The organism is Fibrobacter sp. UWB5 (genome assembly GCF_002210295.1).
GTDB lineage: Bacteria > Fibrobacterota > Fibrobacteria > Fibrobacterales > Fibrobacteraceae > Fibrobacter.
Genome location: NZ_MWQH01000002.1, coordinates 137,576 through 160,149, shown reverse-complemented (window position 1 = coordinate 160,149; position 22,574 = coordinate 137,576). Strand labels below are relative to the sequence as shown.

General features: G+C 50.0%; 32 protein-coding genes and 1 pseudogene. 17 read left to right on the top strand and 16 right to left on the bottom strand.

What is annotated here, in order from left to right; genetic code table 11:
* Positions 1–18 precede the first annotated feature (18 nt).
* From B7989_RS05030 to B7989_RS05020, 3 genes are all read right to left on the bottom strand, one after another.
* Complete coding sequence (locus B7989_RS05030; RefSeq protein WP_088627482.1) at positions 19–252, bottom strand: hypothetical protein; 234 nt, start codon at positions 250–252, stop codon at positions 19–21.
* A 55-nt stretch (positions 253–307) separates the two neighbouring features.
* Positions 308–856 (bottom strand): hypothetical protein, encoded by a 549-nt coding sequence (locus B7989_RS05025; protein WP_073321163.1) that lies wholly within the window; start codon positions 854–856, stop codon positions 308–310.
* Between the two features lie 135 nt (positions 857–991).
* The gene (locus B7989_RS05020) at positions 992–1,258 is read right to left on the bottom strand and encodes a hypothetical protein (protein ID WP_073321160.1); all 267 of its coding nucleotides are present in this window, start codon (positions 1,256–1,258) and stop codon (positions 992–994) included.
* 154 nt (positions 1,259–1,412) lie between these two features.
* On the opposite strand from B7989_RS05020, the gene B7989_RS05015 reads away from it, so the two are divergent.
* The 6 genes from B7989_RS05015 to B7989_RS04990 are packed head-to-tail and all read left to right on the top strand — an operon-like array spanning position 1,413 to position 5,551.
* On the top strand, positions 1,413–1,763 hold the full coding sequence (locus B7989_RS05015; RefSeq protein WP_073321157.1) for a hypothetical protein: 351 nt from the start codon (positions 1,413–1,415) through the stop codon (positions 1,761–1,763).
* A gap of 2 nt (positions 1,764–1,765) precedes the next feature.
* Positions 1,766–2,749, top strand: a complete 984-nt coding sequence (locus B7989_RS05010; protein ID WP_088627481.1) for a hypothetical protein — start codon at positions 1,766–1,768, stop codon at positions 2,747–2,749.
* Between the two features lie 9 nt (positions 2,750–2,758).
* Positions 2,759–3,376 carry a DUF2612 domain-containing protein gene (locus B7989_RS05005; RefSeq protein WP_088627480.1) on the top strand — a complete coding sequence of 206 codons (618 nt, stop codon included), beginning with the start codon at positions 2,759–2,761 and terminating at the stop codon, positions 3,374–3,376.
* 8 nt (positions 3,377–3,384) lie between these two features.
* Entirely contained in the window at positions 3,385–4,248 is an 864-nt protein-coding gene (locus B7989_RS05000) for a hypothetical protein (RefSeq protein WP_088627479.1), read from the top strand.
* A 15-nt stretch (positions 4,249–4,263) separates the two neighbouring features.
* Positions 4,264–5,253, top strand: a complete 990-nt coding sequence (locus B7989_RS04995; RefSeq protein ID WP_088627478.1) for a hypothetical protein — start codon at positions 4,264–4,266, stop codon at positions 5,251–5,253.
* A gap of 10 nt (positions 5,254–5,263) precedes the next feature.
* Positions 5,264–5,551 (top strand): hypothetical protein, encoded by a 288-nt coding sequence (locus tag B7989_RS04990; protein WP_074207700.1) that lies wholly within the window; start codon positions 5,264–5,266, stop codon positions 5,549–5,551.
* A gap of 4 nt (positions 5,552–5,555) precedes the next feature.
* On the opposite strand, the gene B7989_RS13965 is transcribed toward B7989_RS04990, so the two are convergent.
* The gene (locus B7989_RS13965) at positions 5,556–5,720 is read right to left on the bottom strand and encodes a hypothetical protein (RefSeq protein WP_158212868.1); all 165 of its coding nucleotides are present in this window, start codon (positions 5,718–5,720) and stop codon (positions 5,556–5,558) included.
* A 153-nt stretch (positions 5,721–5,873) separates the two neighbouring features.
* Here B7989_RS13965 and B7989_RS04985 point away from each other — a divergent pair, with 153 nt between their 5' ends.
* Genes B7989_RS04985 through folE form a run of 6 tightly spaced genes read left to right on the top strand, consistent with a single transcriptional unit; the run spans position 5,874 to position 9,233 of the window.
* Positions 5,874–6,344 carry a ParB N-terminal domain-containing protein gene (locus B7989_RS04985; RefSeq protein ID WP_073321141.1) on the top strand — a complete coding sequence of 157 codons (471 nt, stop codon included), beginning with the start codon at positions 5,874–5,876 and terminating at the stop codon, positions 6,342–6,344.
* Complete coding sequence (locus tag B7989_RS04980) at positions 6,344–7,084, top strand: hypothetical protein (protein WP_139261071.1); 741 nt, start codon at positions 6,344–6,346, stop codon at positions 7,082–7,084. Before B7989_RS04985 ends, B7989_RS04980 begins: the two co-directional genes overlap by 1 nt.
* Complete coding sequence (queC, locus tag B7989_RS04975) at positions 7,065–7,724, top strand: 7-cyano-7-deazaguanine synthase QueC (RefSeq protein ID WP_088627477.1); 660 nt, start codon at positions 7,065–7,067, stop codon at positions 7,722–7,724. Before B7989_RS04980 ends, queC begins: the two co-directional genes overlap by 20 nt.
* Before the next feature lie 2 nt (positions 7,725–7,726).
* Entirely contained in the window at positions 7,727–8,296 is a 570-nt protein-coding gene (locus B7989_RS04970) for a 7-carboxy-7-deazaguanine synthase QueE (protein WP_073321135.1), read from the top strand.
* A 54-nt stretch (positions 8,297–8,350) separates the two neighbouring features.
* A complete protein-coding gene (gene queD / locus B7989_RS04965) occupies positions 8,351–8,692 on the top strand; it encodes a 6-carboxytetrahydropterin synthase QueD (protein WP_073321133.1) in 342 nt (113 codons plus the stop codon).
* Positions 8,673–9,233, top strand: coding sequence for a GTP cyclohydrolase I (gene folE / locus B7989_RS04960; protein ID WP_170930520.1), 561 nt, complete (start codon positions 8,673–8,675; stop codon positions 9,231–9,233). Before queD ends, folE begins: the two co-directional genes overlap by 20 nt.
* Here the strand turns inward: folE and B7989_RS04955 are convergent.
* Positions 9,197–9,748 (bottom strand): hypothetical protein, encoded by a 552-nt coding sequence (locus tag B7989_RS04955; RefSeq protein WP_073321128.1) that lies wholly within the window; start codon positions 9,746–9,748, stop codon positions 9,197–9,199. The two genes, folE and B7989_RS04955, sit on opposite strands and share 37 nt — an antisense overlap.
* 25 nt (positions 9,749–9,773) lie before the next feature.
* Here B7989_RS04955 and B7989_RS04950 point away from each other — a divergent pair, with 25 nt between their 5' ends.
* From B7989_RS04950 to B7989_RS04930, 5 genes are read left to right on the top strand one after another with little or no spacing between them, the layout of a single operon-like run.
* A complete protein-coding gene (locus B7989_RS04950) occupies positions 9,774–9,989 on the top strand; it encodes a hypothetical protein (protein ID WP_073321125.1) in 216 nt (71 codons plus the stop codon).
* Between the two features lie 3 nt (positions 9,990–9,992).
* Complete coding sequence (locus tag B7989_RS04945; protein ID WP_073321122.1) at positions 9,993–10,445, top strand: hypothetical protein; 453 nt, start codon at positions 9,993–9,995, stop codon at positions 10,443–10,445.
* Positions 10,429–11,823, top strand: a complete 1,395-nt coding sequence (gene terL, locus B7989_RS04940; RefSeq protein ID WP_073321119.1) for a phage terminase large subunit — start codon at positions 10,429–10,431, stop codon at positions 11,821–11,823. The genes B7989_RS04945 and terL overlap by 17 nt, the downstream gene beginning before the upstream one ends.
* Positions 11,824–11,837: 14 nt before the next feature.
* Positions 11,838–13,079 (top strand): anti-CBASS protein Acb1 family protein, encoded by a 1,242-nt coding sequence (locus tag B7989_RS04935; RefSeq protein WP_088627476.1) that lies wholly within the window; start codon positions 11,838–11,840, stop codon positions 13,077–13,079.
* Between the two features lie 3 nt (positions 13,080–13,082).
* Positions 13,083–15,749: a phage minor head protein gene (locus B7989_RS04930; protein WP_088627475.1), complete on the top strand. Its 2,667-nt coding sequence runs from the start codon at positions 13,083–13,085 to the stop codon at positions 15,747–15,749.
* 7 nt (positions 15,750–15,756) lie between these two features.
* Here the strand turns inward: B7989_RS04930 and B7989_RS04925 are convergent, their stop codons facing one another.
* From B7989_RS04925 to B7989_RS04880, 11 genes and pseudogenes are all read right to left on the bottom strand, one after another.
* Positions 15,757–16,575: a hypothetical protein gene (locus B7989_RS04925; RefSeq protein ID WP_073053485.1), complete on the bottom strand. Its 819-nt coding sequence runs from the start codon at positions 16,573–16,575 to the stop codon at positions 15,757–15,759.
* Positions 16,576–16,600: 25 nt separating this feature from the next.
* Complete coding sequence (locus B7989_RS14070) at positions 16,601–16,756, bottom strand: hypothetical protein (RefSeq protein WP_170861496.1); 156 nt, start codon at positions 16,754–16,756, stop codon at positions 16,601–16,603.
* Positions 16,755–17,129 (bottom strand): annotated as a pseudogene (locus B7989_RS04920) (class I SAM-dependent methyltransferase); the annotation flags it as partial. The pseudogene B7989_RS04920 and the gene B7989_RS14070, both read right to left, overlap by 2 nt.
* A gap of 478 nt (positions 17,130–17,607) precedes the next feature.
* Positions 17,608–17,970: a nuclear transport factor 2 family protein gene (locus B7989_RS04915; protein ID WP_072831146.1), complete on the bottom strand. Its 363-nt coding sequence runs from the start codon at positions 17,968–17,970 to the stop codon at positions 17,608–17,610.
* Between the two features lie 58 nt (positions 17,971–18,028).
* Complete coding sequence (locus B7989_RS04910) at positions 18,029–18,814, bottom strand: ABC transporter permease subunit (protein ID WP_026667057.1); 786 nt, start codon at positions 18,812–18,814, stop codon at positions 18,029–18,031.
* Between the two features lie 12 nt (positions 18,815–18,826).
* Positions 18,827–19,621 (bottom strand): ABC transporter permease subunit, encoded by a 795-nt coding sequence (locus tag B7989_RS04905; RefSeq protein WP_035769273.1) that lies wholly within the window; start codon positions 19,619–19,621, stop codon positions 18,827–18,829.
* Between the two features lie 13 nt (positions 19,622–19,634).
* Positions 19,635–20,522, bottom strand: coding sequence for an ABC transporter ATP-binding protein (locus B7989_RS04900; protein ID WP_073053486.1), 888 nt, complete (start codon positions 20,520–20,522; stop codon positions 19,635–19,637).
* The gene (locus B7989_RS04895) at positions 20,519–21,136 is read right to left on the bottom strand and encodes a TetR/AcrR family transcriptional regulator (protein WP_073053488.1); all 618 of its coding nucleotides are present in this window, start codon (positions 21,134–21,136) and stop codon (positions 20,519–20,521) included. Before B7989_RS04895 ends, B7989_RS04900 begins: the two co-directional genes overlap by 4 nt.
* Before the next feature lie 529 nt (positions 21,137–21,665).
* Positions 21,666–21,947 carry a hypothetical protein gene (locus B7989_RS04890; protein WP_073053489.1) on the bottom strand — a complete coding sequence of 94 codons (282 nt, stop codon included), beginning with the start codon at positions 21,945–21,947 and terminating at the stop codon, positions 21,666–21,668.
* Between the two features lie 31 nt (positions 21,948–21,978).
* Positions 21,979–22,389 (bottom strand): hypothetical protein, encoded by a 411-nt coding sequence (locus B7989_RS04885; protein WP_073053491.1) that lies wholly within the window; start codon positions 22,387–22,389, stop codon positions 21,979–21,981.
* 2 nt (positions 22,390–22,391) lie between these two features.
* Entirely contained in the window at positions 22,392–22,565 is a 174-nt protein-coding gene (locus B7989_RS04880; protein WP_083532161.1) for a DUF4314 domain-containing protein, read from the bottom strand.
* Positions 22,566–22,574: the final 9 nt, after the last annotated feature.

The following is a 22,574-nucleotide window of genomic DNA, read 5'->3' as shown; positions in this document are numbered from 1 at the left end:
AAGGGCGCATATATTTTCTTATTTGGATGTTCTTTTAATAATTTCAGAACCAACATCACATCTATTTTTTGTCATTCTTTGAATAGACTGGTGATGTTGAATTTGTTCTATCATTTTTTTTCTATCCATCGGAACCTTACGATTCTTTTCTGCATCTACATGATGTTGCTTTAAATACCTTCCAATGGTTTCAAATTCCTTTTGCAATTCTTCATCACTCATTGCATTTAATTCTTCTTCAGTAAACGCCATATCAAGCTCCTTCGAAAATGTAAGTAAAAAAACAAACAGATTGATAATTTTTTTTCTATTTCCCGTTAAATACTTTTTGGAATTGCTCCGTACAATAATTTGGGTTATTCGTAATTTTAATTTCCTTGCTCTTTTCTATTCCCAATTCATCGTATTTCACAATATAAGCGCGTCTTCCATCGGGTTGGCAAAAAACCTCTAATTTTTTTGTACTTGTTTGATTGCACATTAAAGTGTAATCACCATTTATCATGGCTTGTTCTGCTAAAACACTATTCTTTATTGCAGTTAGAGTATCTCCCGAAGCAACAGCAACCAAAGCTTGCGCAGCAAGTTCTATATCAACCATGACGACAATAGAATCACATTGATTTATCGCGAACATCTCTGTTTGACCTTCGGCTTTCGGATAATACCAATAAACACGATGCGTTTTGGCACTATAAATTTTTCCAGCACCTCTAGTTTCTTTTACCGCACACTTAACCAAATTTCCTCTTTTTATACAACCTTTGGGAGCCTTTGTTGCAGAAGTAAAAACCTCCGCAAATTGAGCAAAGGAAAACATCGCAAGAAATAAAATGGCAACTAATGTTTTTGACATATTAAAGAATATAGCAAAATTATTTCACCCCAAAATTCATAATGTTTTTTCTGCTGATACACCTATTTAGGTGTTTTTTACGATAATTAGGCGTTGCAAGCAGCAATGCCTTTTTCTTTCATTCTCTAAATTCCACTAAACGAAGCCTTCCGCTTCGGCTATCTTCGCGATGTGAAGCAGTAGTTCACGCATCGTCGTGAACTTGGCTATTGTTTCCGCTTCATCGACTAGGTGCTTGTCAAACACGGCGCGAGGCACACCGTCAGAATAGCTTTCGATGGCATCATCCAAAAGGCCAACCTTACTCCTATGCCATGCGGAGAAATAATCTTTAGCCCAGCTGTACGTTCCTTTTTCCAGCTTGAGCTTCTTGGTGATATTCTCGTAAAGCGTGGTCGTCATTTGTTCAGAGCCTTTTTTCTTTCTTCAAAATATACTCAATTCGCACAGGTTCGCAAGGCGTAAATCAGAATAATTCAGCCCTTCTTTTGGTGTCTTTTGGGTTGATTTGGCATAATTCACGCCCCACGCCAAAGCGTATCTAGTTTACGGGCTGATGAATGAAATGGCCCTTGACAATTCCCACGACATTTTCCTTGATGGCGACCACATCTGCCGTATCGGCAACATCGCCAAAAAGGTGCGGCAGGCTGTTCTCTGCCTGTTAAAGACGGAAGAAGGGGAAGCGTTCACCAACATCGAACACGGCGTTCCCTGGCTTGAAAAGATAGCCGGTTTACCCGTTTCACACCTCGACGTAGCCCAGCGCATCATTCGCGAAAAAATCGAGGCGGTCAAGGGCGTAAAATCCGTAATCGCGATAGACCTCGCAACAGACGGAAGAAACCTTACTGGAAAATTCAGCGTCCAGAGCATCGACGGCAGAACCATCAACGGGGATTTCTAGCGATGGCGATAAACGCAGTCATTGTGGACTCTATATCGGGAATCTCCATCAAGAGCTACCGCGAAATCCGTCAAGCCATCGCCACCAGCTTTACGGAGGTGTTTGGCGCCTCTATCAACCTGGAGCCGTCCTCTCCCGACGGCATGTTCGTTGACCTGCTTGCATACATGTACACGGAGCTTGCACAGGTGATACAGACCGTCGGCGCGAACATCGACGTTTCGACGGCGACGGGAACATTCCTGGATATGCTCGCATCTATCGCGGGACTTGCACGAAACGAGGGCGAAACGGACGAATCCCTAAGACAGCGCATAGAGACTGCGACTTTCGACGGTTTGGCGACTCCCGACGGAATGACGACCTACCTGAAAGAGAACATCACGGACGGCATCACCTTCAAGGAAAACACGAAGAACGAGACCGTCGGCGGAATCCCCGCCCATTCTTTCGTGATATTCGTCCCAGCCACTTTCAGCACAGAGGATATTGACCCGTCCGATAAGGACTGGCAGGCCATTCTCGACGACAGCACGCGCGCCCATACCGTCCAGAACTTCATCGCACAAAAGATTTGGAACTGCAAGCCCGCAGGCATACAGAGCTACGGCAACAACAGCGGCGAAGCTCGCGACGTAAGCGGCTTCCTTCAAGAGGTCCAGTTCAGCTTCATCCAGGGCGTTTCCTACCTGGTTCGCATCGACTTTACAGTTTATGACGAAGAAACCTTGCCGTCCGACTACGAACAGGTCATAAAGAATGTCGTCTGCGAATGGGCCAAGATGGAATACACTTCGGGAAAGGACCTGATACCGCAAAGAATCAGCGCCCCCATCTACAGCAATGTTCCGGGCATCGAATCCATCACGGTCACGGTCGCAAGCGTGGACAATCCGCGCCACTGGACAGACGAGCGTGTCCCAATAGACGAAGACAAGATTGTTTCCATCACGGCAGAAAACATCACGGTCACGCTCGTAAGCTAGGAAACCGCCATGCAGCACATCACGGACTTATGGCAACATATCCAGCACCTTGTAATCACGCAGTACAGGGACTCCACAAACCTTCTCTCGCTCTTGAGGAAGGTCTTTTCCAGCTTTCAGGATTTGGAGGATAGCGCGTTCAGGCTTTCCAACTTCGCGAACATCGACGAGGCGGAAGGTGAATGGCTCGACCTTATCGGAAAGTTCCGCAACATCCCGCGACAACCCGGCGAGACGGACGAAATGTACAAGGCGCGTCTCAAGATTTCCTTCAAGAAAAACTCCGCAGGAACGCCGAACAATATCATTGAAAACGCCCGTGACCTTTCGGGCGACGCGAACCCGCATTTCCTTGACGAATGTCCCGCCATCTTTTTCGTCTATACTCCGCGAGGCAGGCAGCTACGACGCCGTGTGCTTCAAATGCTGGCGCCTGCTGGCGTTCTTGCGTTCCCCGCTGCTGGATTGAAGCTGGCTGGTTCAAACAGGTTCCTCGCGACAGTACAGCATCCGCAAAAGAAGATAGTGACCGTCGCACTTGAGGAAAGCGTAATCGAGAACAACTATCTCACGACAGAAACAGGGCAACGGATAATGACCGAAGACGGCAAGTGCATCGTCTTATAGGAGAATCCATGGCAGAAGAAAATACCACCATCCTAGAGCTAGACACAAATACGTTCGAAGCCCTCAAACAGGGCGGGTACTTTGCCGTAAGCATCCTTGGCCATACCTACAAGGTTGCCTTGAGTGAACTGGAAGGAGTCGGAGCAAGCGACCACAAGGTCTGCGTCCAGCAGGGCGACGAGGCGGGTTTTCTCGCCAATGTTCTCGTTCCCGATGGTGACGCAATCACGCTCACGCCCCTAAACGGCACTCTACGAATAGGCGTGAACCTGACGGGAGAAAGCGACCCGAAACTTGCGACGCTGCCGGAATCGGACATAGACAGCGAAACGAGCAACTACGGTTCATACCAGCTCAAGCAGGGCGCAGAAGAACTTGTCTGGGGCGACGTTGAGGGCGAAACTTTCGACTACTGCAACGCCAAGATATACCAGAGCATGAGAATATCGGACGCCCAGGGTTCCATTTCAAAATGCACCATCGCGCTTGCAGGAACGCTTGCTTCGAATAACGCCTGCCTCTGCATCGGCGTTTTCGACACGGAAGGAAACCTGCTCGGACACACGGGGCTGCGTCACTACGGCGTCGATTTCGACAGCTCGACGGAGCTCTGCACTTTCGACATGATTGAAATGAGGCAGGGCGCCTTGACGATAAAGCGGAACACGCGCTACATCGTTCAAGTTTGGTCTGTAGGAGTCCAGCTTGCCGCCAAGGACAGAACCAATTACAACTACCAGTATGACTACACGCTGCGTCAGAACCTGGAAACGACAGTCGGCAACAAGATTTATTTCGTTGACCCGCTGAACGGCATTTTCAACACAGCGAGCAAGATTCCTTTCGTCTCGTTCGGCGCAAGCACTGTCTAATTCAAGGAGCGTTTCATGGAACTGGAAGAAAACATAACCACGGTACCGCTGCTTGAAGAAGCGGACAATCTTACCCTCAACGACCTTCTCTACATCGTGCAGGGCCTGAACTCCGACAGGGACAGGAAACTATCGCTTGAAAAACTGCGCGACTTTCTGCAAAGCGTTTTCAAGAACATCACCGTCGTCGGCATAGGAAACCATCCCGACACTACAACCATTACTCCCTCCGGCGTGACTGTTTCCGGCATGGGTGGCACTACAGAAATAGGGAAACAGGCGGTGACAACGACCTTTCTTTCCGCCTATTCGCTCACGCTTAGGAACTCCAATCATACTGTCACACTTTCCGTCAATGCTTCCACGAACGAGCTTGTGATAGACCATTCCATCAATCTCGATGGAGATATTACCTCTAGCGGAAAATTTATCGCCAAAAGTGGAAGCACTGCAACACACAATCTCTATACATCAGAGCTTGGGCCAAGCGGCCTCGAAATCAAGGGACCGGGCGGAACGACGAAGATTACGATGATAGCGCTTACGACGCAGTATATCTCCGCCCAGGTCTTGTCCATAAGCGGACTGGCAACTATAAAGAAGCTCTCCACAGACCAGCTTATTCTCAATTTCACGCCGCTGGAACAGTCCGACGGAGACGCAAGCCAGGGACAGTATCGTTCCATGACAAACTGCGAAAGCCACTGCACATCCGGCATACCGTCTGAATACTATACTGCCGTTTGCCCTGGAACATACGGCTACGAAGGAAACGATGATTTCACGCTAAACTCAACCAGCCATGAAGTCGGCGAAGTCGTACTTGTCACCAATACAGGCAAGTACGGAGGCGGAACACCCGTAAACCACCCTATCATCGTCTATCAGGCAAGCGATACAACGCGGTCGCATCATATCGCATCGATTGAGCCCGGAAACAGCAAACAATTTATCTACAGGGGTAAGGACTCGAACAATTATCCCGTGTGGACTTCCTTGAATTAGGCAGAACGGCATGACAACTAGAAAGGACAGCGCCAAATGGCGCGAAATGTTGAAGCCCCTCATCCTTGCGCTCATCGCACTTGCTTCGGCGACTACAGCCTATGTCAAGAGCCACAGCGAAGTAAACGAGGGTTCGGAAAGGAACGCCGTTTCCATGGCCAAGATGGAAACACGCATCGAACTTATCGAGCAGCGAACATCAAAAGTGGAACGGGAATCGGAAATCCTCAAGGGGACTCTTTCCGACATAAAGAGCGATGTTTCGTTTATCAGGGGAAAGATGGAAGCGCAGAAATAGCTTCTTATTCTTTTTCCTTGGGTTTGTTTTTTGCGCCCTTGGGCCTTCCGCCCTTCTTGCCGTTCTCGGCGCTGGTGGGCTTGGGACGGCTCCCAATCATCTGCGAATGGATTGAACGCACTTCCGCGTCCGTAAGAATTTTTCCGCAATGCGGACACCTTGCTGGCATAGGATTCTCCCATTTTACCTAATCAAGATAGGTTTATTTGCCGATTTTGTAAAGGTATAATCAAAGAAAAATTGAATTGTATGCAAAATTTATTGCATTTTATTCAAAAAAGTATTAAATTCTATTCAATTCTTTTGCATAGGATTCAATTTTATGGAAATTCGGGAAGTCGAAATCGGGCTTTTGAAGCCATACGAGAATAACCCGCGCAACAACGAGGCGGCAGTTGACAAGGTGGCCGCGAGCATTTCCGAGTTCGGTTTCAAGGTTCCCATCATCATCGACAGGGAAAACGTAATCGTCGCGGGACACACACGCTATCTCGCCGCGCAGAAGCTGGAACTGCAAAAAGTCCCCTGCATCGTCGCTGACGACCTGACCCCGAATCAAATTAAGGCATTCCGCCTCGCTGACAACAAAGTCTCGGAATTTAGCGGCTGGGATTTCCAGAAGCTCAACGAGGAACTTTCGTTCCTCGGAGAAGCGGCCTTTGACCTGGAACAGTTCGGATTCCTGCCGAACGAGAACGTGGATTTCGACAGTTTCCTGACGGATGAAGAAAATCCACAGAAGAAACCCAAGACCATCACCTGCCCCCACTGCGGAAAAACCTTCGAGAAATAATGCTTCTACACATGGCGACAGATGGACTCGTAGGAGATTTCTACACAAAGTTCCCGAAGAAGGAACTCAATATCCTTACGTCCTTTGAATATAAAAGCTCGTTGATGGGAAACGATGTTCGCGAGTTCAACCACTTCATCGCGGACAGCGGCGCCTTCACGGCGATGGCAAGCGGCAAGAAAATTGACGACAGCTATATCGACAGCTACATCGAATGGATAAAGGGCGCACACATCGACCATTTCATCGAAATGGACATTGACGAAATCGTCGGCATAGACAAGGTCAAGCAAATCCGAAACCGCATAGAACGCGCAACGGGAAAGCAAAGCATCCCCGTTTGGCATCTAGGCCGCAAGAAGGAAGGATGGCTTGACATGGTGAAGAACTACCCCTATGTCGCGCTCTCGCTTAGCGGATTTACAGCATCGAGCAAATGGCTCAAGGCGAACGACTGGAAACCACTTCACTACTTCCTCGACACGGCAGCAGAAAACGGCTCCAAGGTTCACGCACTCGGATGCACGAACTGGGGGCTTCTGCGCAAGTTCCATTTCTACAGCAGCGACTCAAGCACATGGAGCCTCGGCGAAAGATACGGGACGTGTTTCGTGTTCCAGGATGGTGTAATGAAGGTCGTCTCGCTCCCCAAGAAATTCAAGAAGAACAAGAAAACTCTTGGCTTCCACAACAAACAACAATGGTTCAAGGCAATGCAATATGCAAAAATCAAGATGTGACGCAATCTTGCTGCTTTCGGGCGGCATCGACAGCACGACAGTTCTGGAACAGCTGACGAAGCAGGGCAAGAAGGTTTTCTGCCTTATCTTCGACTACAAGCAGAGTCTGCGCAAGGAAATCGCGGTTGCGGCATCCAACGCGAAGCGGCTGAAACAGCCCTACAAAATCGTTTCCATCGACCTCGGATTTGCGGGAAGCAGGTGTTCCCTCATTTCCCGTTCCAAGATAAGCGAGAACCGCAGTTTCGAGCAGATTGATTCAGCGACTCCCACAAGCTATGTGGAGTTCAGAAACGGCATCCTGCTTTCCTACGCGGTCATGTTCGCGGAGGTCAACTGCATAAACGACATTTACGGTGGCTTCAACGGGCTTGCAAGCGGCCAGTATTACGACGACACACTCGCATTCATCAAGTCGTTCGAAAAGGCTGCAAACGTCGGTACGTCCCCGAATTTCAAGGTAAGGATTCACGCCCCGTTCTCGACAGTAAGCAAAGCAGAAATCGTCAAGATTGGCCGCAAGCTGGGAATAGACTACGAACGGAACACATGGAGCTGCTACAAGAACGGCTCGACACATTGTGGCAAGTGCGACAGCTGCAAGCAGCGTGAACGCGCCTTGGCACAGGGAGGCAAATAGCCATGCAGAAAATCTACAGAATAAACAAGATATTCTTTAGCATCCAGGGCGAAGGAAAGCGCGTAGGAACGCCGCAGGTATTCGTGCGTTTCAGCGGATGCAATATGAAGTGTCCCTTCTGCGACACAAACCATGAACCCTTCGACGAAATGACCGCCGAACAGATTATTCAGACCTGTCTTTCCATCGCGGGAAATTGCAGGAGCGTTTCCTTCTGCGGAGGTGAACCCACCTTGCAGCTGGACGACGAACTCATAAAGGCTTTTGATGGCTGGTACAAGTCCATCGAGACAAACGGAACGCACAAGGTTCCGCAGGGCATCGACTACATCGTCTGTAGTCCCAAGACTTCGCGCATCGAGCCGGACAATATCGACGAACTGCGTTTCGTCATAAAGGCTGGCGACCCGCTGCCTACTCCGTGTAAGACAGCGAAACGCATGTGCCTTAGCCCATGCTTCGACGGGGACAACCTCGTCAAGGAAAACCTCTATCACTGCATAAAGCTGGTGCAAGAAAATCCCAGCTGGCTTCTCTCGCTTCAATGGCACAAGTTCATCGGTATCGAGTAGCCTGTTTCGTTTCAAGGGCGGGTTTCTTCCTGCCCATTCCCATAGGAGAAAGCAATGTATCGAGTATGCAAGAGACTGGAAATTTCGGGAGCGCACCGTCTGGAACTCCCTTATCCGAGCAAGTGCAGCAACCTTCACGGCCATAACTGGCTTGTGACCATTTTCTGCAAGAGCAAAACACTCGACAAGGACGGAATGGTTATCGACTTCACGCACATCAAGAAGATAATCATGGAAAAGCTCGACCACGCCTATATCAACGACGTGGTGGATTTTAACCCGACAGCCGAGAATATGGCGAAATGGATTTGCGACCAGGTGCCGTTCTGCCACAAGGTCGTTATTCAGGAAAGCGAGGGGAACCTGGCGCAATATGATAAAGACGAAGAAGATTGAACAGCTTGTACGGCAGCTTCTTGAGGCGCTGAATGACAATCCCGACCGAGAAGGTTTAAGGGACACGCCGCGCCGTGTCGCGAAATACTACGCTGAAATGTTCGAAGGTCAAAACTACACGAACGCACAGCTTGCAAAAAAGTTCGGCAAGTGCTTCAAGCAGGATGCGGACGGCCAAATCGTTTCCGTTGACGACATAACGATTTTTAGCCACTGCGAACACCATCTTGCCCTCATGTACGACATGAAGGTTTCAATCCGCTATATCCCGCACGGGAAAGTTCTCGGGCTTTCCAAGTTTGCAAGGATTTCCGAAATGGTTGGAAAGCGTTTGCAGCTTCAGGAGAAAATCGGCAGCGACATTGCCGAGGTAATCATGCTTGCGACTGGAAGCAAGGACGTAGAAGTTCGTATCGAGGCGAAACACGCCTGCGTGACGGCAAGGGGTGCGAAGAACTGCAACATGGTCACGCGTACGCTTTTCTCAAGCGGCGCCTTCAAAACTCACTTGACCTCGAATGTCACGGAGTCTATAAGCTGATGCGTGTCGATAAGCGGAGTAGCACTGGGCCGTCCCTGCCTGATTCTCGCCTGCACGGTAGCATCGCGCAGCGGCTCGTACTTTTCGCTGTCGCGCATCGCGAGCGTGATGCAGTCCTTCAAGCGCATCCCCAGTTCCTCGCACATCGTCTGGACGGTCATTTCGCCGTTGATTATCTGCGGGAGATACTTGCGTTCAAGTTTCGGCATGATGGCGCGAAACCGTTCCATGGCAAAACGCAGGAAGGGCCTTGCCGGAATTTCCGGGTAGTGGACGCCCTCAAGCGTCGTCCCTTCCTTACGGCCGTAATTCAGCGTTCTCGCTATCAACGAATTGGAAGCGGGTTCCCTCAATGCGGGAGTCAGCTTTCCCGTCTTTTTTCTGTAATCGAGATTTTCCTTCGCTTTCCGTGCAGTCCCGTTTCCATCTATCCAGCCCGATAGAATGGTCTTTTCGTTCAGCTTCTTTAGAGCGTCAAACCTTTTTCTCAATCCCTCGAAATCCGTGATAGCCATATCCACAACATAGGAAAAACTTTGTATGGGGAACAAAATCTTAAACAAAGACCTAATCACGCCTAAACCGGGCTACTTCACGATAAAGGAGGTGGCCGACAAAATCGGCTTCAACCACTTCACGGTCTATGACTGGGTGCATACCCGCGGTATGCCCGTGAGAAGAAGCTGCAAGCGCGGACGCATGACCGTTTACTGGCCCGATTTTCTGCGCTGGTGGAAGGAGTTGAGGAACGACTGATGTATGGCAGATTCCCAGGACATGAGGGCCATCGGCAAGCTCGGAGGCTTGGCGTCTTCAAGGAGCAAGCTGAAAGCGAAGGAGGCGCGGGAGGTCGCGAGAAACGTTCTCGGGACAAAGTTTCGCCTGTCCGAAGGACGCTTGAAGGAATCGCTCCGAAGCATCGGAATCCAGGTGGAGAAACCCATCGAGCTTCGCGCCGCAATCATTTCGGTCATGAGTGGCATGGCTCTTTCCGGCAACATCAAGGCGGCGCGTTTCGTGTTCGACATAGCGGAGGAAACGGAAGATTCCAAGCTGACACGCGCAAAGCGCAAGATGCTCGACAGGATGGTTGACAACCCCGACGCGGTAAACATCGACACAAACGGAGAAATCCCCACGCCCGACGAATTGAGCGAGATAAAGAGGCAGGCGCGGGAACTTGGCATTTACGAGAATGACACCACAGATTGAACAGCTCGCAAGGACAAACCTTCTTGCCTTTGTAAAGGCGACGATGCCGAATTACAGCATCGGGTGGGTCCACCGTGAAATCTGCGCTCGCCTCATGCGTTTCTACACCGACGTAATGGAACGCAAGAGTCCCCGTCTCATTCTCACCATGCCGCCGCGACATGGCAAGAGCCAACTTGTAAGCAAGCATTTTCCGGCGTGGTGCTTCGGTGTAAATCCCGACATTTCCTTCATGGCGTGCAGCTATAGCGACGGGCTTTCCAGACGCGTAAACAAGGACGTGCAGCGCATCATGGAAAGCAACGAATACCACCGCATATTTCCGCGAACGACCTTGCCGCCGCGAGGAAGCAAGTACACGCGCTCGACAAACCTAATCGAAATCCCCAACAGGAAAGGCAGTTTCAGAAGCACGGGTATCGGCGGAAGTATCACGGGTATGGGCTGCGAAATCCTCGGCATCGACGACCCGCTGAAAGACAGGCAGGAAGCGAACAGCATCACCATACGAGACAGGATTTGGGACTGGTACACATCTACCGCATATACTCGACTTTCTCCGGGCGGGGGAGTCCTCGTCACGCTTACGCGTTGGCATGAAGACGACCTGGCGGGGCGCCTGCTCAACGCCATGAAACAGGGCGATGGCGACCAGTGGACGGTCATAAACTATCCCGCGATAGCCGAGAAGGACGAACCACACCGCAAAATCGGCGAGGCGCTGCACCCGGAAAGATACCCGCTTGAAATGCTCGAAAAAATCCGCATCAACGTGGGAAGCTATGACTGGAACGCACTCTACCAGCAGCACCCCGCACCAGTCGGCGGAAGCATCATCAAGCGCGAATGGCTACAACAGTACGAAATCTTGCCCAAGGTTTTCGACAAGATTATACAAAGCTGGGACTTCACCTTCACGGACAGCGCATCAAGTGATAACGTAGCGGGAACCGTTTGGGGAAAGGTCGGGGCGCGTTTCTACCTCATTGACTGCGTATGCGCCAAGATGGACTTTGTTTCGAGCATCCGTGCTTTCCAGCGTATGAGCGAGAAGCACCCCAAGGCAATCCGTAAAATCATTGAAGACAAGGCGAACGGCCCCGCAATTATAAGTGCGTTACGCAACAAGATTAGCGGCATCGTTCCCTTCACACCGCAAGGTTCAAAGGAAGCGCGAGCCTTTGCGGTAAGCCCGCTGTTCGAGGCGGGAAACGTCTATATACCCAAGCAGGATGCAGAACATCCCTGGGTTCGCGACTACATCGACGAACTGGTTTCTTTTCCAAGCGCTCCGCACGATGACCGCGTGGATTCCACCACGCAGGCTCTCAACTACTTGGCAACTGGTATGGGGACGGGCCTTATCAGCTTCATCTAAAAGGAGAATAAATCATGGAAACTGCAAAGATAAGGGACGGCGCCTACGGCAATTTCGTAACGGGAATGGGCCGCAGGGACACCGACAAGACGGAAAGCACTTTCGTCAATCCCTATGCGGGAACGGATATTGTCGAACTTGCACGAATAAAGGTGCAGGACGGCATCGCCGCACGAATTGTCGAGTGCGTCCCCGAAACGGCTTTCAAGGAACCCGTCACCATCACTGGCGACAGTTCGGGCAAGGTATTCAAGGAGGCTTCCGCCGTAGGGCTTTTCGAGGCGCTACAGCTCGCTGGCGAATACCAGCGTCTCACGGGAGGCGCCCTGATTGTCTCGGAATACGAAAACGAGTACGACATCGAACAACTCAAGCGCCCGGCACCTTCAAATCGCAAGATTTCGCAATACCGGGTTTACAGCGCTGGCAAGGTGGAGTTCCAGCCGACAGATTTCCAGGGCGACACGCCCAAGGTTTACCGAGTCGTCCTTCTTGATAACAAGCGCATCGAAATACACCCGTCGCGCTGCACGGTCATTCACGGAAAAATTGTCCCCGACATTCTCCAGGGAATACCCATAAGGGAAAGGTTCTTCGGTATGCCTGCGCTGAAAGCGTGCGAACAGAGCTTGAAGAACCTTGCGAACGTCGTCGCGTCCATCGTCAACATGGCGACGGAAACGGGAGTGATGCTTTTCTCGCTTGAGGGCTTCAACGAAATGCTTTCAAAGCCCGACTGCGGAATACAAGACGCACAGCAGCTCATAAGCCTCGTAAAGGTTTCCATGAGTTCATTCCGTGGTGTATTCTCCGGCGCGAACGACAAGTTTCAAATCCTAAGCCACAACTTTTCGGGACTGCCCGAAGTTCTTCAAAAGGCGATGAACCTCGTCTGCGCGGATTCGAGAATCCCCGTGAGCATCCTTTTCGGCCAAAGCGCGACTGGACTCGCCCAGACGAACGAGGGCGACTCCAAGGCATACGCGGAACTTGTGGAAAGCTGGCGTTCCCGCTACATCTACCGCCCCGCCTGTTCGCTCATCGCCGACCTTTCGGAAAGGAACTGCGGCATCGTCTGTTCGGAATTTGAATGGGGCGCCGTCACTACAATGTCCGTAAAGGAAAAGCTCGAAGCGATGAAGATGCAGGCGGAAATGCTCAACATCTACTATCAGATGGGCGCGATAGACGAGCAGAGCATCCGCGAGGGAATCTTCAAGAACGGACATTCCTGGGACATTTCCGTAAAGGACTAGAACATGGCTGGCAGCTTCGTAAATTTCGTCAAGAACGTGGAACGACTCGGACAGAAGAAACGCGGACGCAGGCCCGTGTTCAACGCTCACCAGTTCTATCCCAGCGCCATCGAGGCAGACCTTGAACGCGCGACGCGGGAAGAATTTCTCCGTGCCCTGGAAGAAAACATCCAGCTTGCGCTCCGTGGCTTCACGGACGACATTGACGACCTGACGAAAGCCGCTGCGGAGCTGCCCCCCGAATTTGTCAAGAAGGTTTCCTCGCTTGCCGATGCGGTCGGCGTCAAGAACGGCTGGAATTTCAGCGAGTACGCCAAAATGACCGTCGGACAGCCCTATTTTCCACCCCCGGCTAAAGACGAGATTTTCGAGGCGTGGAAGAAGAACTTCCTGCAGCTCTGCATCAGTGCGGAAAGCGACGCCAAGGCGGACATTTCCCGTATCGCCACCGAGGCGAAGATGAAGGGCTGGAACAAGAGGGAACTTGAAGCGGCCATCCGCGCCAAGCTCCCCGCCGAAACGAAACACCGTGCAGAACTCATCGCGAGAACAGAGACCGCCAAACTCAATTCCGCAGCGAGCATTTCGACGTACAAGCAGCTGGGCATCCGCTACTATGTATGGCTCACGACCTTGGACGGTCGCGACAGGGAAACGCACACGCACCTGAACGGCCTCATCTGTAGCCTGGACAACCCGGACGTCTATTACGAGGAAACGCCCGACGGCCTGGTCGAAAAAGAAAGAACCCTCTCGATGTTCCACGGAAATCCGGGCGAAGATTTTCAGTGCCGCTGCTCCATGGTCGCGTGGGACCCCGAAATCGATGGAAAATACGAGGTCAAGGAACGTCCCGAACAGGAAAAGGGCGCAGAACAGCGTACAGAGGCTTCTACGGGCGAAAACCTTCACAAGGTGGAACAATCTATCGCCGAGCAGGAAAAACAGCTGCAACAGCTCAAAAACGAGCAAATGCAGCTTTTGAGCCGTCAAAGGCTGGAACAGGCGGCAGAAAAGCGCCATGTCCGAAGCGCCGAGGAAATCGCGGACATTCAGAAACGCTGGGACGAACGCAAGTCAAGGCGCAGGCTCAAGGAAGCCGCCGAACAGCGACATTCCCGCAGGACTTCGCAGGAAATCGCAGCAATTCGCAAGGAATTGCAGGAAAGGCTCGATACGCGACAGACAGCGCACAGGCTTTTGCAGGACGCGAACGGCATCAAGGGCCTACCCGAAATGGGCGAACTGGAAAAAGCCTTGCAGAAGGGCGGCAAACAGGCGTACAGCGACATGAAAAAGCTCTCCCGAAAGCTCGAAACGAGTCTGGACACATTGAAGGGCTGCACGTACCTTGCAGACCCGTTCCAGGCGGCAAGGGACTTCGACTATTCAACCGCCATCACCGTCAACGAATCCGTAAGAAAGAAGCTCGACGGCATGGGCAGCTCGCTCGCTGGCAAAAAGCACGACCTGGAATTTGAAATCGACTGGGTTGAAAAACACAAGAAGTATGCAAGCTGGAAGGTGGCACAGGATGCTTACAAGAAAGCTCTCGCCGAAGTGGAACGCCTCATCGACTGGGAAACGGAACTTGGCCGCGTGGACTCCATCAAGATATTCCTCAAGAATCACCCCAAGTCCGCAGTTCTGAAAAAACTCACCAGCGACATGGACGCGCTTATCGCCAGGGGCGACAACGCCGCGAAAACGGAAATCAAGGAACTGCTCAAGAAAGCGGAAACGAGAAGGAAGGAAATCGAGTACAAGGAAGGACTCGAACGCCTCAAGAAAATCAAGGCTGGCATCAAGTCCGGCTCAAGCGTCCCGTTCTCGACAAACATCAGCATCGACGACCTTCGCGCCCTCAAGGGCGACAAGTTGCCTCCCACGCTCGGACACCTTGATACAGCCATCGAGAAATATAAGAAGGGACATTACTACGGCTCGGCGACAAAGAAACACGCCGCAGAAATCGAGGCGACGATGCGCGAGCTGTTCCAGAAGCACGACTTGGGGATGCACATAGAAGACGACCTGCTTGAAAAGGTTTTCAACAGCCATTTCAAAAACACCTTCGAGACAGGAAGCTCCGGCGGGTATAGCGGCCCGTCGCTAAACGCGGACGGTTCAATCAAGCAGAGCCATTTGAGACTATCCGCAGCACACAAGCTCTTTGACCTGGGTTCAACGGAAAAGGCGAACCAGCTCAATATCTCGCAGTACGAAAAGTACGGCAACCTTCTCGACCATGACAAGCTACGTGAGGCGACGACGCACAACCGCGCCACCCAATACGGAAATGTCGCGGTACGTTTCAAGAAGGACAAAGTGACCTGCACATGGACGGCTGGCGACAGCCTAAGCGAAAGATACCAGCCCAGTCTCGTCACCGACCCGAAAGCGGTTTCCTACGACGACATGTATGAAAGCAAGCTGCCAGTGAAGGGAACGCAGACGAACGACATGACGAAATTCCGCAGCGACAACATCAGCAGCTATCTTGAACTGCAATTTCACGGCGATGTGACGGTCGATTGCGTGGAGTCGCTGACGTTCCCTTACGACCTAACAGAAAAGGCGAAGTCCAAGTATCTAGGCTTCGCCCAAAAGTGGAAATCCATCGGAACAGAGGTTTTTTACATAAAAAACGGCAAGCTGGAGAAGCTCTAGTTGCAGATTATTGTCTTTGCTTAGACAAGTATTCATTCAAGGCTTTATTGCAAGACCCATAGCTGGTATAACGCAATGAGCTAACTTGATTTGCTGGATTTTTAGTTCCTTCGAGCACGACTCTGTAATCCCCATAAAGTTCTATGCACTCGTATGCAACAGGAGTCTTTTTGCCATTTAAGTAATTATCCAAATCGCGATTGCAGGATTTATAGTTTGAGTAGCGTTTCGAGCTAACTTGATTTGCCGGATTTTTAGTTCCCGCAAGCACGACTCTAAAATCTCCATAAAGTTCTATGCACTCGTATTCAACGGGAGTCTTTTTGCCATTTAAGTAATTATCCAAATCGCGATTGCAGGATTTATAGTTTGAATAACGTTTTGAACTAACTTGATTTGCCGGATTTTTAGTTCCCGCAAGCACAACTCTAAAATCCCCGTAAAGTTCTATGCACTCATATTCAACGGGAGTCTTTTTACCATTTAGGTAATTATCCAAATCGCGATTGCAGGATTTATAGCTTGAGTAGCGTTTTGAGCTAACTTGATTTGCTGGATTTTTAGTTCCTTCGAGCACGACTCTGTAATCCCCATAAAGTTCTATGCACTCGTATGCGATAGGAGTCTTTTTACCATTTAGGTAATTTTCCAAATCACGATTGCAGGATTTATAGCTTGAATAACGTTTTGTACTGACTTGATTCGCTGTATTTTTAGTCCCTTCAATTACAACTCTATAATCTCCATAAAGCTCTATGCACTCATAATCCGTTGCATAAAGACAAGCAGATAAAAGGAGATACACTGAAAGAAATTTCTTTAGCATAAAGGGCCTTTATGACATTCAAGATTTAATCTTTGTCCCAATGGGGAAAACCAGCCGGGTCAACATAATCGCAGTCAATGACTTTATCTTGAGGATTCAAGTCTAAAGTTTGCTTTTTGACTTTCTTGACTTTGCATGGAACGTTATATTTTTCCATGAGCTTTTCCAAGTCTTTATCCATATATACCTTGTATGGAACGATGATAATAAATCTGCTCTTTCGGTTGCCCTTCAATCGCTATATCATAGTAACTGTGCGGTGTCATATATTTTTCAGTCAACGTGACAAAACAAGGGTGTTGCGTTGCAAAGACAAAAATTCCGCTTTCCTGCAACAGTTCATAAACAGCCATAAGAAGTGGTTCAATATCCGTAATATCCATAATTGCCATATTAGAAACTGCTTTCGTAAAGGCTCGATTTCTTTTTAATTCTAATATACTTTTTCTATCGGTCGCATCCGCCACACAAAATTCAATTTGTTTTGCATATTGTGATTGCCGTCTTTTAGCCAATTCTATCATTTTTTTGCTGTAATCAAAAGCGACAACCGAAGGGCGTGTCCGCACAGGGACATCTTGAAATTGAAGGTACTACACCAGCCGATTGAGGGATGAAACGAAAAATCCGAGGCAGAGAGATATTCTCTTCCTCGGATTTTTTTATTTCAATAGACTCTCCGCCTCGAACTTGGTATATTGTGTTGCTGAGAAATGCGGTGCCATACACCACACATGGTTCGGAAAGTATGCTGTGAAAAAATTGCATCTTTTTTAATGCTGTCAGCGGTCTTTCCCTCTTTTCTCTTGTACGCATTGTATCGTCAGAGGCGTGGTTCAGAGCTTCCTTGTAACCCAGAGAGCAACGACCTGTATGTTTGGCTTCAGGAAGCCGCCCGCATCGACGAAGAAGAATATTCCTTCCATGGCATCCATACTGTCGATTTTCCAGTTCCCGGAGGGCCTGTAATTACAATAATTCTTCCTCGCTCCATTTTCGCCCTTCCTTCAACTTCGTGCTCTGTTCACCTTTTCACAACGATTCAATAGGCAAATTATGCTGCTTCAGAAAAGACAGCTTATCCCAATATCCTCTCTGAAACAGAATTTTACCATTCACAACATGGAAGAAGCCGCATCCCCGCAGTCCCAGAGGGTCCTTCCATTCTAAAATCGCCCACTGTCCATCTTCAAAGATATTCTCTACAATGGCAGTCATATCGGCAGTGGCAAATTCTGCTGTAAACATTTCACGGATTGCATCTATCCCAATCACGGGATCATTGGTCACCTGATGATTGGTTGCGTTATCATGGTACAAGCTCATAATTGCCTCTACATCATGGTTGTTAAAGGCATCTACCCATTTACATACTATTTCTTTTGGCCGTAACATAAATATTTCCTCCATATATCGTTAGCTGCTGTTTTCAAGATACACGATTCATGTAACATCACAATTCCCGCCGTTTCCACTGATCCAGGGCAGCTGCGACACAAATACCTGCCACAACGATCGTTAAGACGAGATAGGGAAGGTGGAAACCGTGCAGTGCTACCTCGTACACATCAAAATAACGCAATGGGGTCAGGTAGTCCAGGAAATGATTTCCTGTGTACTCGGCAGTAAAGGCCAACCCATAGGCAGCCAGCATGGAAATTGTTCCTGTCCGCACCGCAGCCTTATAGGATCGAAGCACACTGGAAAACAGCAGACCCAGGGCAAAAAAGAGAGTCTGGGTAAAGAACATTCCCATCGTTGTGGAAAGCACCGCTCCCGGCTGATCCAGACCGCCCAAAGGAAGAACGATCGTGAAATAATTACACACGCCGCTGAACAGGGCGAACACCAGCAGGTTCACTGCCGAAACGATCACCTTCGCCAGAACAATGGTTTTCCGCTTCACAGGCTTTGTGAACAGGTATTCCGATGTTCCGAATTTCTTTTCCCTTGCCACACAGGACAGTCCCAAAGACATGGCATAAGGAAACGCCAGCAGTCCCTCCCAGAAATAGATGCACACATACCAGCCGGTGGATGTCGTCAAGTCGCCTTTGACTCCGAACATGATCATGATCAGTCTCGGAAATTGGCTGACCATCGCTGCCATTTCATCCAGACTGTCCCGTAGGGACAGAAGCTCAAAATAGCAGAAACCGCACAGAAGCAGCATGATTCCCAGCCAGATCAGCAAAAGTCTTCTGGTTTGGCGGAATTCATTTTTAATCAATGTTTTCATGTTCACACCTCCTTAGCTGCGGAACTGAATGTCTTTTTTCAGAAAGACACCGTAAGAAAGCACCAAAAACAAGGCAAACAGCAGCACGCACCACCCAAGATACCGGAGGTCATAGAAGCCGGCTTTGGAGATCTCGGCGGCTCCGAAGAACGAGTAGGGAGACAGAAAACTGATAGCCCGGTTACTGACGATGTTGGAGAAGCTGGTAATGCAATACTCAACGAACACAACCAAACCGGCAGTCAGCAGCGGACTGCGGTTGCGGGAAAACAAAACTCCCACCATCAGCCCCATTGCAGCGAAGAACAGCGTCACAAGGGTCAGGGACAGGGCAATCAGGAAAAACTCTCCCCAAGGAGTTCCGGAACGGAATGTTGCCATGGCGAAAAGGGAAGCCAGCAGATACGCCGCACCCACGATCGCCACGCCGACAAACACCGTCCATGCCTTTGCCCAATAAATTGCTTTCCGGGGAAAGGGCTTTGTAAACAGGTATTCCGAGGTTCCTTCCGTACATTCTCTGGTGTGAATGGAAATGCCGAAGTGCATCCCGAAAACGCCGGAGGCAATCATGAAAAAGCTGGTCAGGAACCCGTAAATACCCAGCGGAGAGGTCAGGTATTCCATCGATACGCCGACGCTCCTGTAAAAGTCCGTGGTGCCCATGGTTTCAAAGAGTTCCACGGAGGCCGCATCCAGAAAGCTGTAATAAGTCGGTGTCATGAAAAAGATGCACGCAGCCAAGGCGATGGCCCAGCCCAGGATATAGGTTCGATGCCTTCTCAGTTCATATTTCAAAATGACCATGCCTGACACCTCCTTACGCATAGTAGTGCAGGAAGATCTCCTCCAAAGAGGGTTCTTCCAAAAGCACATCGTCCAAATGCAGCAGGTGAAGCTTGTCAATGATCGCCGTGATATTGCCGTTATACACAAAGGAAACAGAGGTCTTGTCAGGACTCTCGGTGTAGTTGGCAATGCCGGGCAGGCCCCAGAACTCACGGGGGATGGCCGTTTCAGCGGTAAGGCTGACCTTTTTATAGCCGCTTTCCCGCAGCTCTCGGATGGACTGAATGCCCACGAGCTTGCCCTCTTTTAAGATCGCCACCCGGTCACACAGCTTCTGCACCTCACTGAGGACATGGGAGGAGAAGAAAATGGTGGTTCCCCGGCTGTTCTCCTCCTTCAGAATATCGTAGAAAGCCTGCTGGATCAACGGGTCTAAGCCGCTGGTGGGTTCGTCCATGATCAGCAGCTTGGGCGAGGTCATGACGGCAGACACGATCCCCACCTTCTTCTTGTTGCCCAGAGACAGGTCTGCGATTTTCCGGGTCAGATCCAGATTGAGGCGCTCGGAGAGCTCATACATTTTCGTTTCGCAATTCATGCCGTACAGGTCTGCGCTGTATTGCAGCAGTTCCCGCACCTTCATGTTTTCATAATAGCTGTTTTCGCTGGGAAGATAGCCCACATCTCTGGCAATGACACTGGCCTTGGTCTGGCAGTCCAGGCCGAAAATAGATGCGCTGCCGCCGCTGGGATGGATCAGGCCCATCAGGGTGCGGATGGTGGTGGATTTTCCCGCACCGTTTGGGCCAATGAAGCCGAAAAACTCGCCCTGGTCAACAGAGAAGCTAAGTCCGTCAATTCCCCGATGTTTCCCATAGTGCTTGGTCAGCTTTTCCAAAACAATGATTGGCTCGCTCATTTCAGATACTCCTCCTTATAAAAATTTTTCCGCAGAATTGCGATGTTCTTCTCAAAATCATCCATGACGGTCTCAAAGTCAAAAGCATTTGCCCCACGGTACCGGGCCGCATATCCCTCGCCCATCAGAAGCAGCATCTGAAATACCGGCCGGGCATCCTCCGGGTTTTTGAATTTCAAAGCGTCCTCCTCCCGAAGAACCATATCGTTTCTGAAGCTGCAGGCTTCCTCTGTCAGAATCACCAGCGCATCGGCTACTTCGGGAGAAGTTTCTTCCCAGACGCTGGTAATAAACTGCAGGGTGAAGGGCTGATTTTGGAAGCTCTCCATTTCCATGCGGCTGGATGCCAGGATCCTGTCGAACAAATCCGTTTTGGAATCCAGATGTGCTTTTTCAAATATTTCTTCAATGACCTTTTTACAGTATTCCAGCAGATAAATATAGAGCTGTTTTTTGCTTCCGAAATACTGAAACATGGATGCCTTGGAGATATGAGCAGCCACTGCAATATCATTGACGGATGCTTTTTCATAACCAAATTTTCCGAAGCACTGAAGTGCTGCGTTCAGGATCGTCATTTTCTTTTCTTCCGTCAGCGCCAAAAATTTTTCCACTTTGATCCCTGCCTTTCAACGAAATAACCGAATCGGTTATTTATAATATAACACCAATAACCGATTCGGTCAACCCTAAAGATAAACAAAAAGAGGGTGAGTTTTCCAACTCATCCTCTTTCGTGGAGCCTCCCGGACTTGAACCGGGAACCAACGGGTTTACGTTTGTGATGCTTTCGCACCTCCGTGGACTATGTCTTCGCCATGCCCTTGCGGGTTTAGACGTGGGAGGCTTGTGCGGTCATTAAGCAGGCTCTACTGCTCCGCTAGTCTCTACACCTTCCAGGAGTGTACCCCTGGCTCGGCTCGGCGTTGCCGTGCAGCGTTGCCGCTGGTTAGGTTTCACCGATTTCTTCCCATTCGCATCCAACTCTTTCAAGCTGGTGCCACAATTTTTATGAGTCCGACGCTCTAACCGATTGAGCTAAGGCTCCGAGCGCAAAGATAGTAAAAATCGGATTTTTTCAAGTGAACAAATCATATTTTGTGCAAAAAAGAGACCGAAGGCGGCTCCTACTGCCGCCTAAGACTAGAGATACATCGCTTTCACTTGAGCCTTGATTTTTTCATCGGCATCGGACTTCGACAGGTAGTCGCGTATCAGGTCGGGATAATCGTAGGGCGCCCATTTGGAAATGTAGGCTGCAACCATGCGGAAGAAATCCGTCTTGACCTGCTTCTCGACGGTCTGCGCGTATTCCTCACAGACGAACCGTTCCGCCATCCAAAATTTCCCAGCGTTTCCATTCCCAGCTTCAAAGGGACATTCCTTCTCGCCCTTGTAAAAGCTGCACAGAGTTCTGTAATTCATTGTTTGCCTCGCTTTAAAAATAGCTTTTGCACTATTGCTGCAAGCTGTTCTTGAGCATGTTCACCACGCCATCTATCCAGGAACGGTTCACCTCGTAGCCCGACGCACAGCGCGTCAGATAGCCGCGTACCTTCTTCTCCACGTCCGCGATTCCGTCGAACACGTCGAAGCAGTAATCTCCATCGGCATCTAGCGGCGAGCCGCGCCCGGAAATTCTGTCCTGGATGCTGCAAGCGTAATAGACTTTCGGATAGTCGAGGGCGCATTTCAGCTCCACATAGCGCCTGTAGCCCTCTCCCTGCCTGAATGTCTGCACATTCTCCACATAGACTCCGCAATCGTTCTTACGGGCGCAAAGCCATGATTTACACCATGGCCTTGCGTTGTTCGCTTCGCTTGCGGAATCCAGGATGGAAAAGAAATCCAGCTGTCCTTCCGCCATCGTCACCCCTCCAGCAGCCGAACTTTGTCGCGTTCAGGTTGGACGGCCAAGCCTCCCCAGCTTCCATGCACTTGACCAGCGTCGTCAATAAAATCAACGACTCCGACCTTTCCCGTGTACTGGGGTTCGCCTACCATTTCGAGAATTTCAATCTTGTCTCCGATTTTCAAATTCATGTTCAGCCC

Bases quoted from the DNA above. Each gene is read 5' to 3' on its own strand.
- B7989_RS05030 (WP_088627482.1), bottom strand. From the start codon at position 252: ATGGCGTTTACTGAAGAAGAATTAAATGCAATGAGTGATGAAGAATTG.
- B7989_RS05025 (WP_073321163.1), bottom strand. From the start codon at position 856: ATGTCAAAAACATTAGTTGCCATTTTATTTCTTGCGATGTTTTCCTTT.
- B7989_RS05020 (WP_073321160.1), bottom strand. From the start codon at position 1,258: ATGACGACCACGCTTTACGAGAATATCACCAAGAAGCTCAAGCTGGAA.
- B7989_RS05015 (WP_073321157.1), top strand. From the start codon at position 1,413: ATGAATGAAATGGCCCTTGACAATTCCCACGACATTTTCCTTGATGGC.
- B7989_RS05010 (WP_088627481.1), top strand. From the start codon at position 1,766: ATGGCGATAAACGCAGTCATTGTGGACTCTATATCGGGAATCTCCATC.
- B7989_RS05005 (WP_088627480.1), top strand. From the start codon at position 2,759: ATGCAGCACATCACGGACTTATGGCAACATATCCAGCACCTTGTAATC.
- B7989_RS05000 (WP_088627479.1), top strand. From the start codon at position 3,385: ATGGCAGAAGAAAATACCACCATCCTAGAGCTAGACACAAATACGTTC.
- B7989_RS04995 (WP_088627478.1), top strand. From the start codon at position 4,264: ATGGAACTGGAAGAAAACATAACCACGGTACCGCTGCTTGAAGAAGCG.
- B7989_RS04990 (WP_074207700.1), top strand. From the start codon at position 5,264: ATGACAACTAGAAAGGACAGCGCCAAATGGCGCGAAATGTTGAAGCCC.
- B7989_RS13965 (WP_158212868.1), bottom strand. From the start codon at position 5,720: ATGCCAGCAAGGTGTCCGCATTGCGGAAAAATTCTTACGGACGCGGAA.
- B7989_RS04985 (WP_073321141.1), top strand. From the start codon at position 5,874: ATGGAAATTCGGGAAGTCGAAATCGGGCTTTTGAAGCCATACGAGAAT.
- B7989_RS04980 (WP_139261071.1), top strand. From the start codon at position 6,344: ATGCTTCTACACATGGCGACAGATGGACTCGTAGGAGATTTCTACACA.
- queC (WP_088627477.1), top strand. From the start codon at position 7,065: ATGCAAAAATCAAGATGTGACGCAATCTTGCTGCTTTCGGGCGGCATC.
- B7989_RS04970 (WP_073321135.1), top strand. From the start codon at position 7,727: ATGCAGAAAATCTACAGAATAAACAAGATATTCTTTAGCATCCAGGGC.
- queD (WP_073321133.1), top strand. From the start codon at position 8,351: ATGTATCGAGTATGCAAGAGACTGGAAATTTCGGGAGCGCACCGTCTG.
- B7989_RS04955 (WP_073321128.1), bottom strand. From the start codon at position 9,748: ATGGCTATCACGGATTTCGAGGGATTGAGAAAAAGGTTTGACGCTCTA.
- B7989_RS04950 (WP_073321125.1), top strand. From the start codon at position 9,774: ATGGGGAACAAAATCTTAAACAAAGACCTAATCACGCCTAAACCGGGC.
- B7989_RS04945 (WP_073321122.1), top strand. From the start codon at position 9,993: ATGGCAGATTCCCAGGACATGAGGGCCATCGGCAAGCTCGGAGGCTTG.
- terL (WP_073321119.1), top strand. From the start codon at position 10,429: ATGACACCACAGATTGAACAGCTCGCAAGGACAAACCTTCTTGCCTTT.
- B7989_RS04935 (WP_088627476.1), top strand. From the start codon at position 11,838: ATGGAAACTGCAAAGATAAGGGACGGCGCCTACGGCAATTTCGTAACG.
- B7989_RS04930 (WP_088627475.1), top strand. From the start codon at position 13,083: ATGGCTGGCAGCTTCGTAAATTTCGTCAAGAACGTGGAACGACTCGGA.
- B7989_RS04925 (WP_073053485.1), bottom strand. From the start codon at position 16,575: ATGCTAAAGAAATTTCTTTCAGTGTATCTCCTTTTATCTGCTTGTCTT.
- B7989_RS14070 (WP_170861496.1), bottom strand. From the start codon at position 16,756: ATGGATAAAGACTTGGAAAAGCTCATGGAAAAATATAACGTTCCATGC.
- B7989_RS04915 (WP_072831146.1), bottom strand. From the start codon at position 17,970: ATGTTACGGCCAAAAGAAATAGTATGTAAATGGGTAGATGCCTTTAAC.
- B7989_RS04910 (WP_026667057.1), bottom strand. From the start codon at position 18,814: ATGAAAACATTGATTAAAAATGAATTCCGCCAAACCAGAAGACTTTTG.
- B7989_RS04905 (WP_035769273.1), bottom strand. From the start codon at position 19,621: ATGGTCATTTTGAAATATGAACTGAGAAGGCATCGAACCTATATCCTG.
- B7989_RS04900 (WP_073053486.1), bottom strand. From the start codon at position 20,522: ATGAGCGAGCCAATCATTGTTTTGGAAAAGCTGACCAAGCACTATGGG.
- B7989_RS04890 (WP_073053489.1), bottom strand. From the start codon at position 21,947: ATGAATTACAGAACTCTGTGCAGCTTTTACAAGGGCGAGAAGGAATGT.
- B7989_RS04885 (WP_073053491.1), bottom strand. From the start codon at position 22,389: ATGGCGGAAGGACAGCTGGATTTCTTTTCCATCCTGGATTCCGCAAGC.
- B7989_RS04880 (WP_083532161.1), bottom strand. From the start codon at position 22,565: ATGAATTTGAAAATCGGAGACAAGATTGAAATTCTCGAAATGGTAGGC.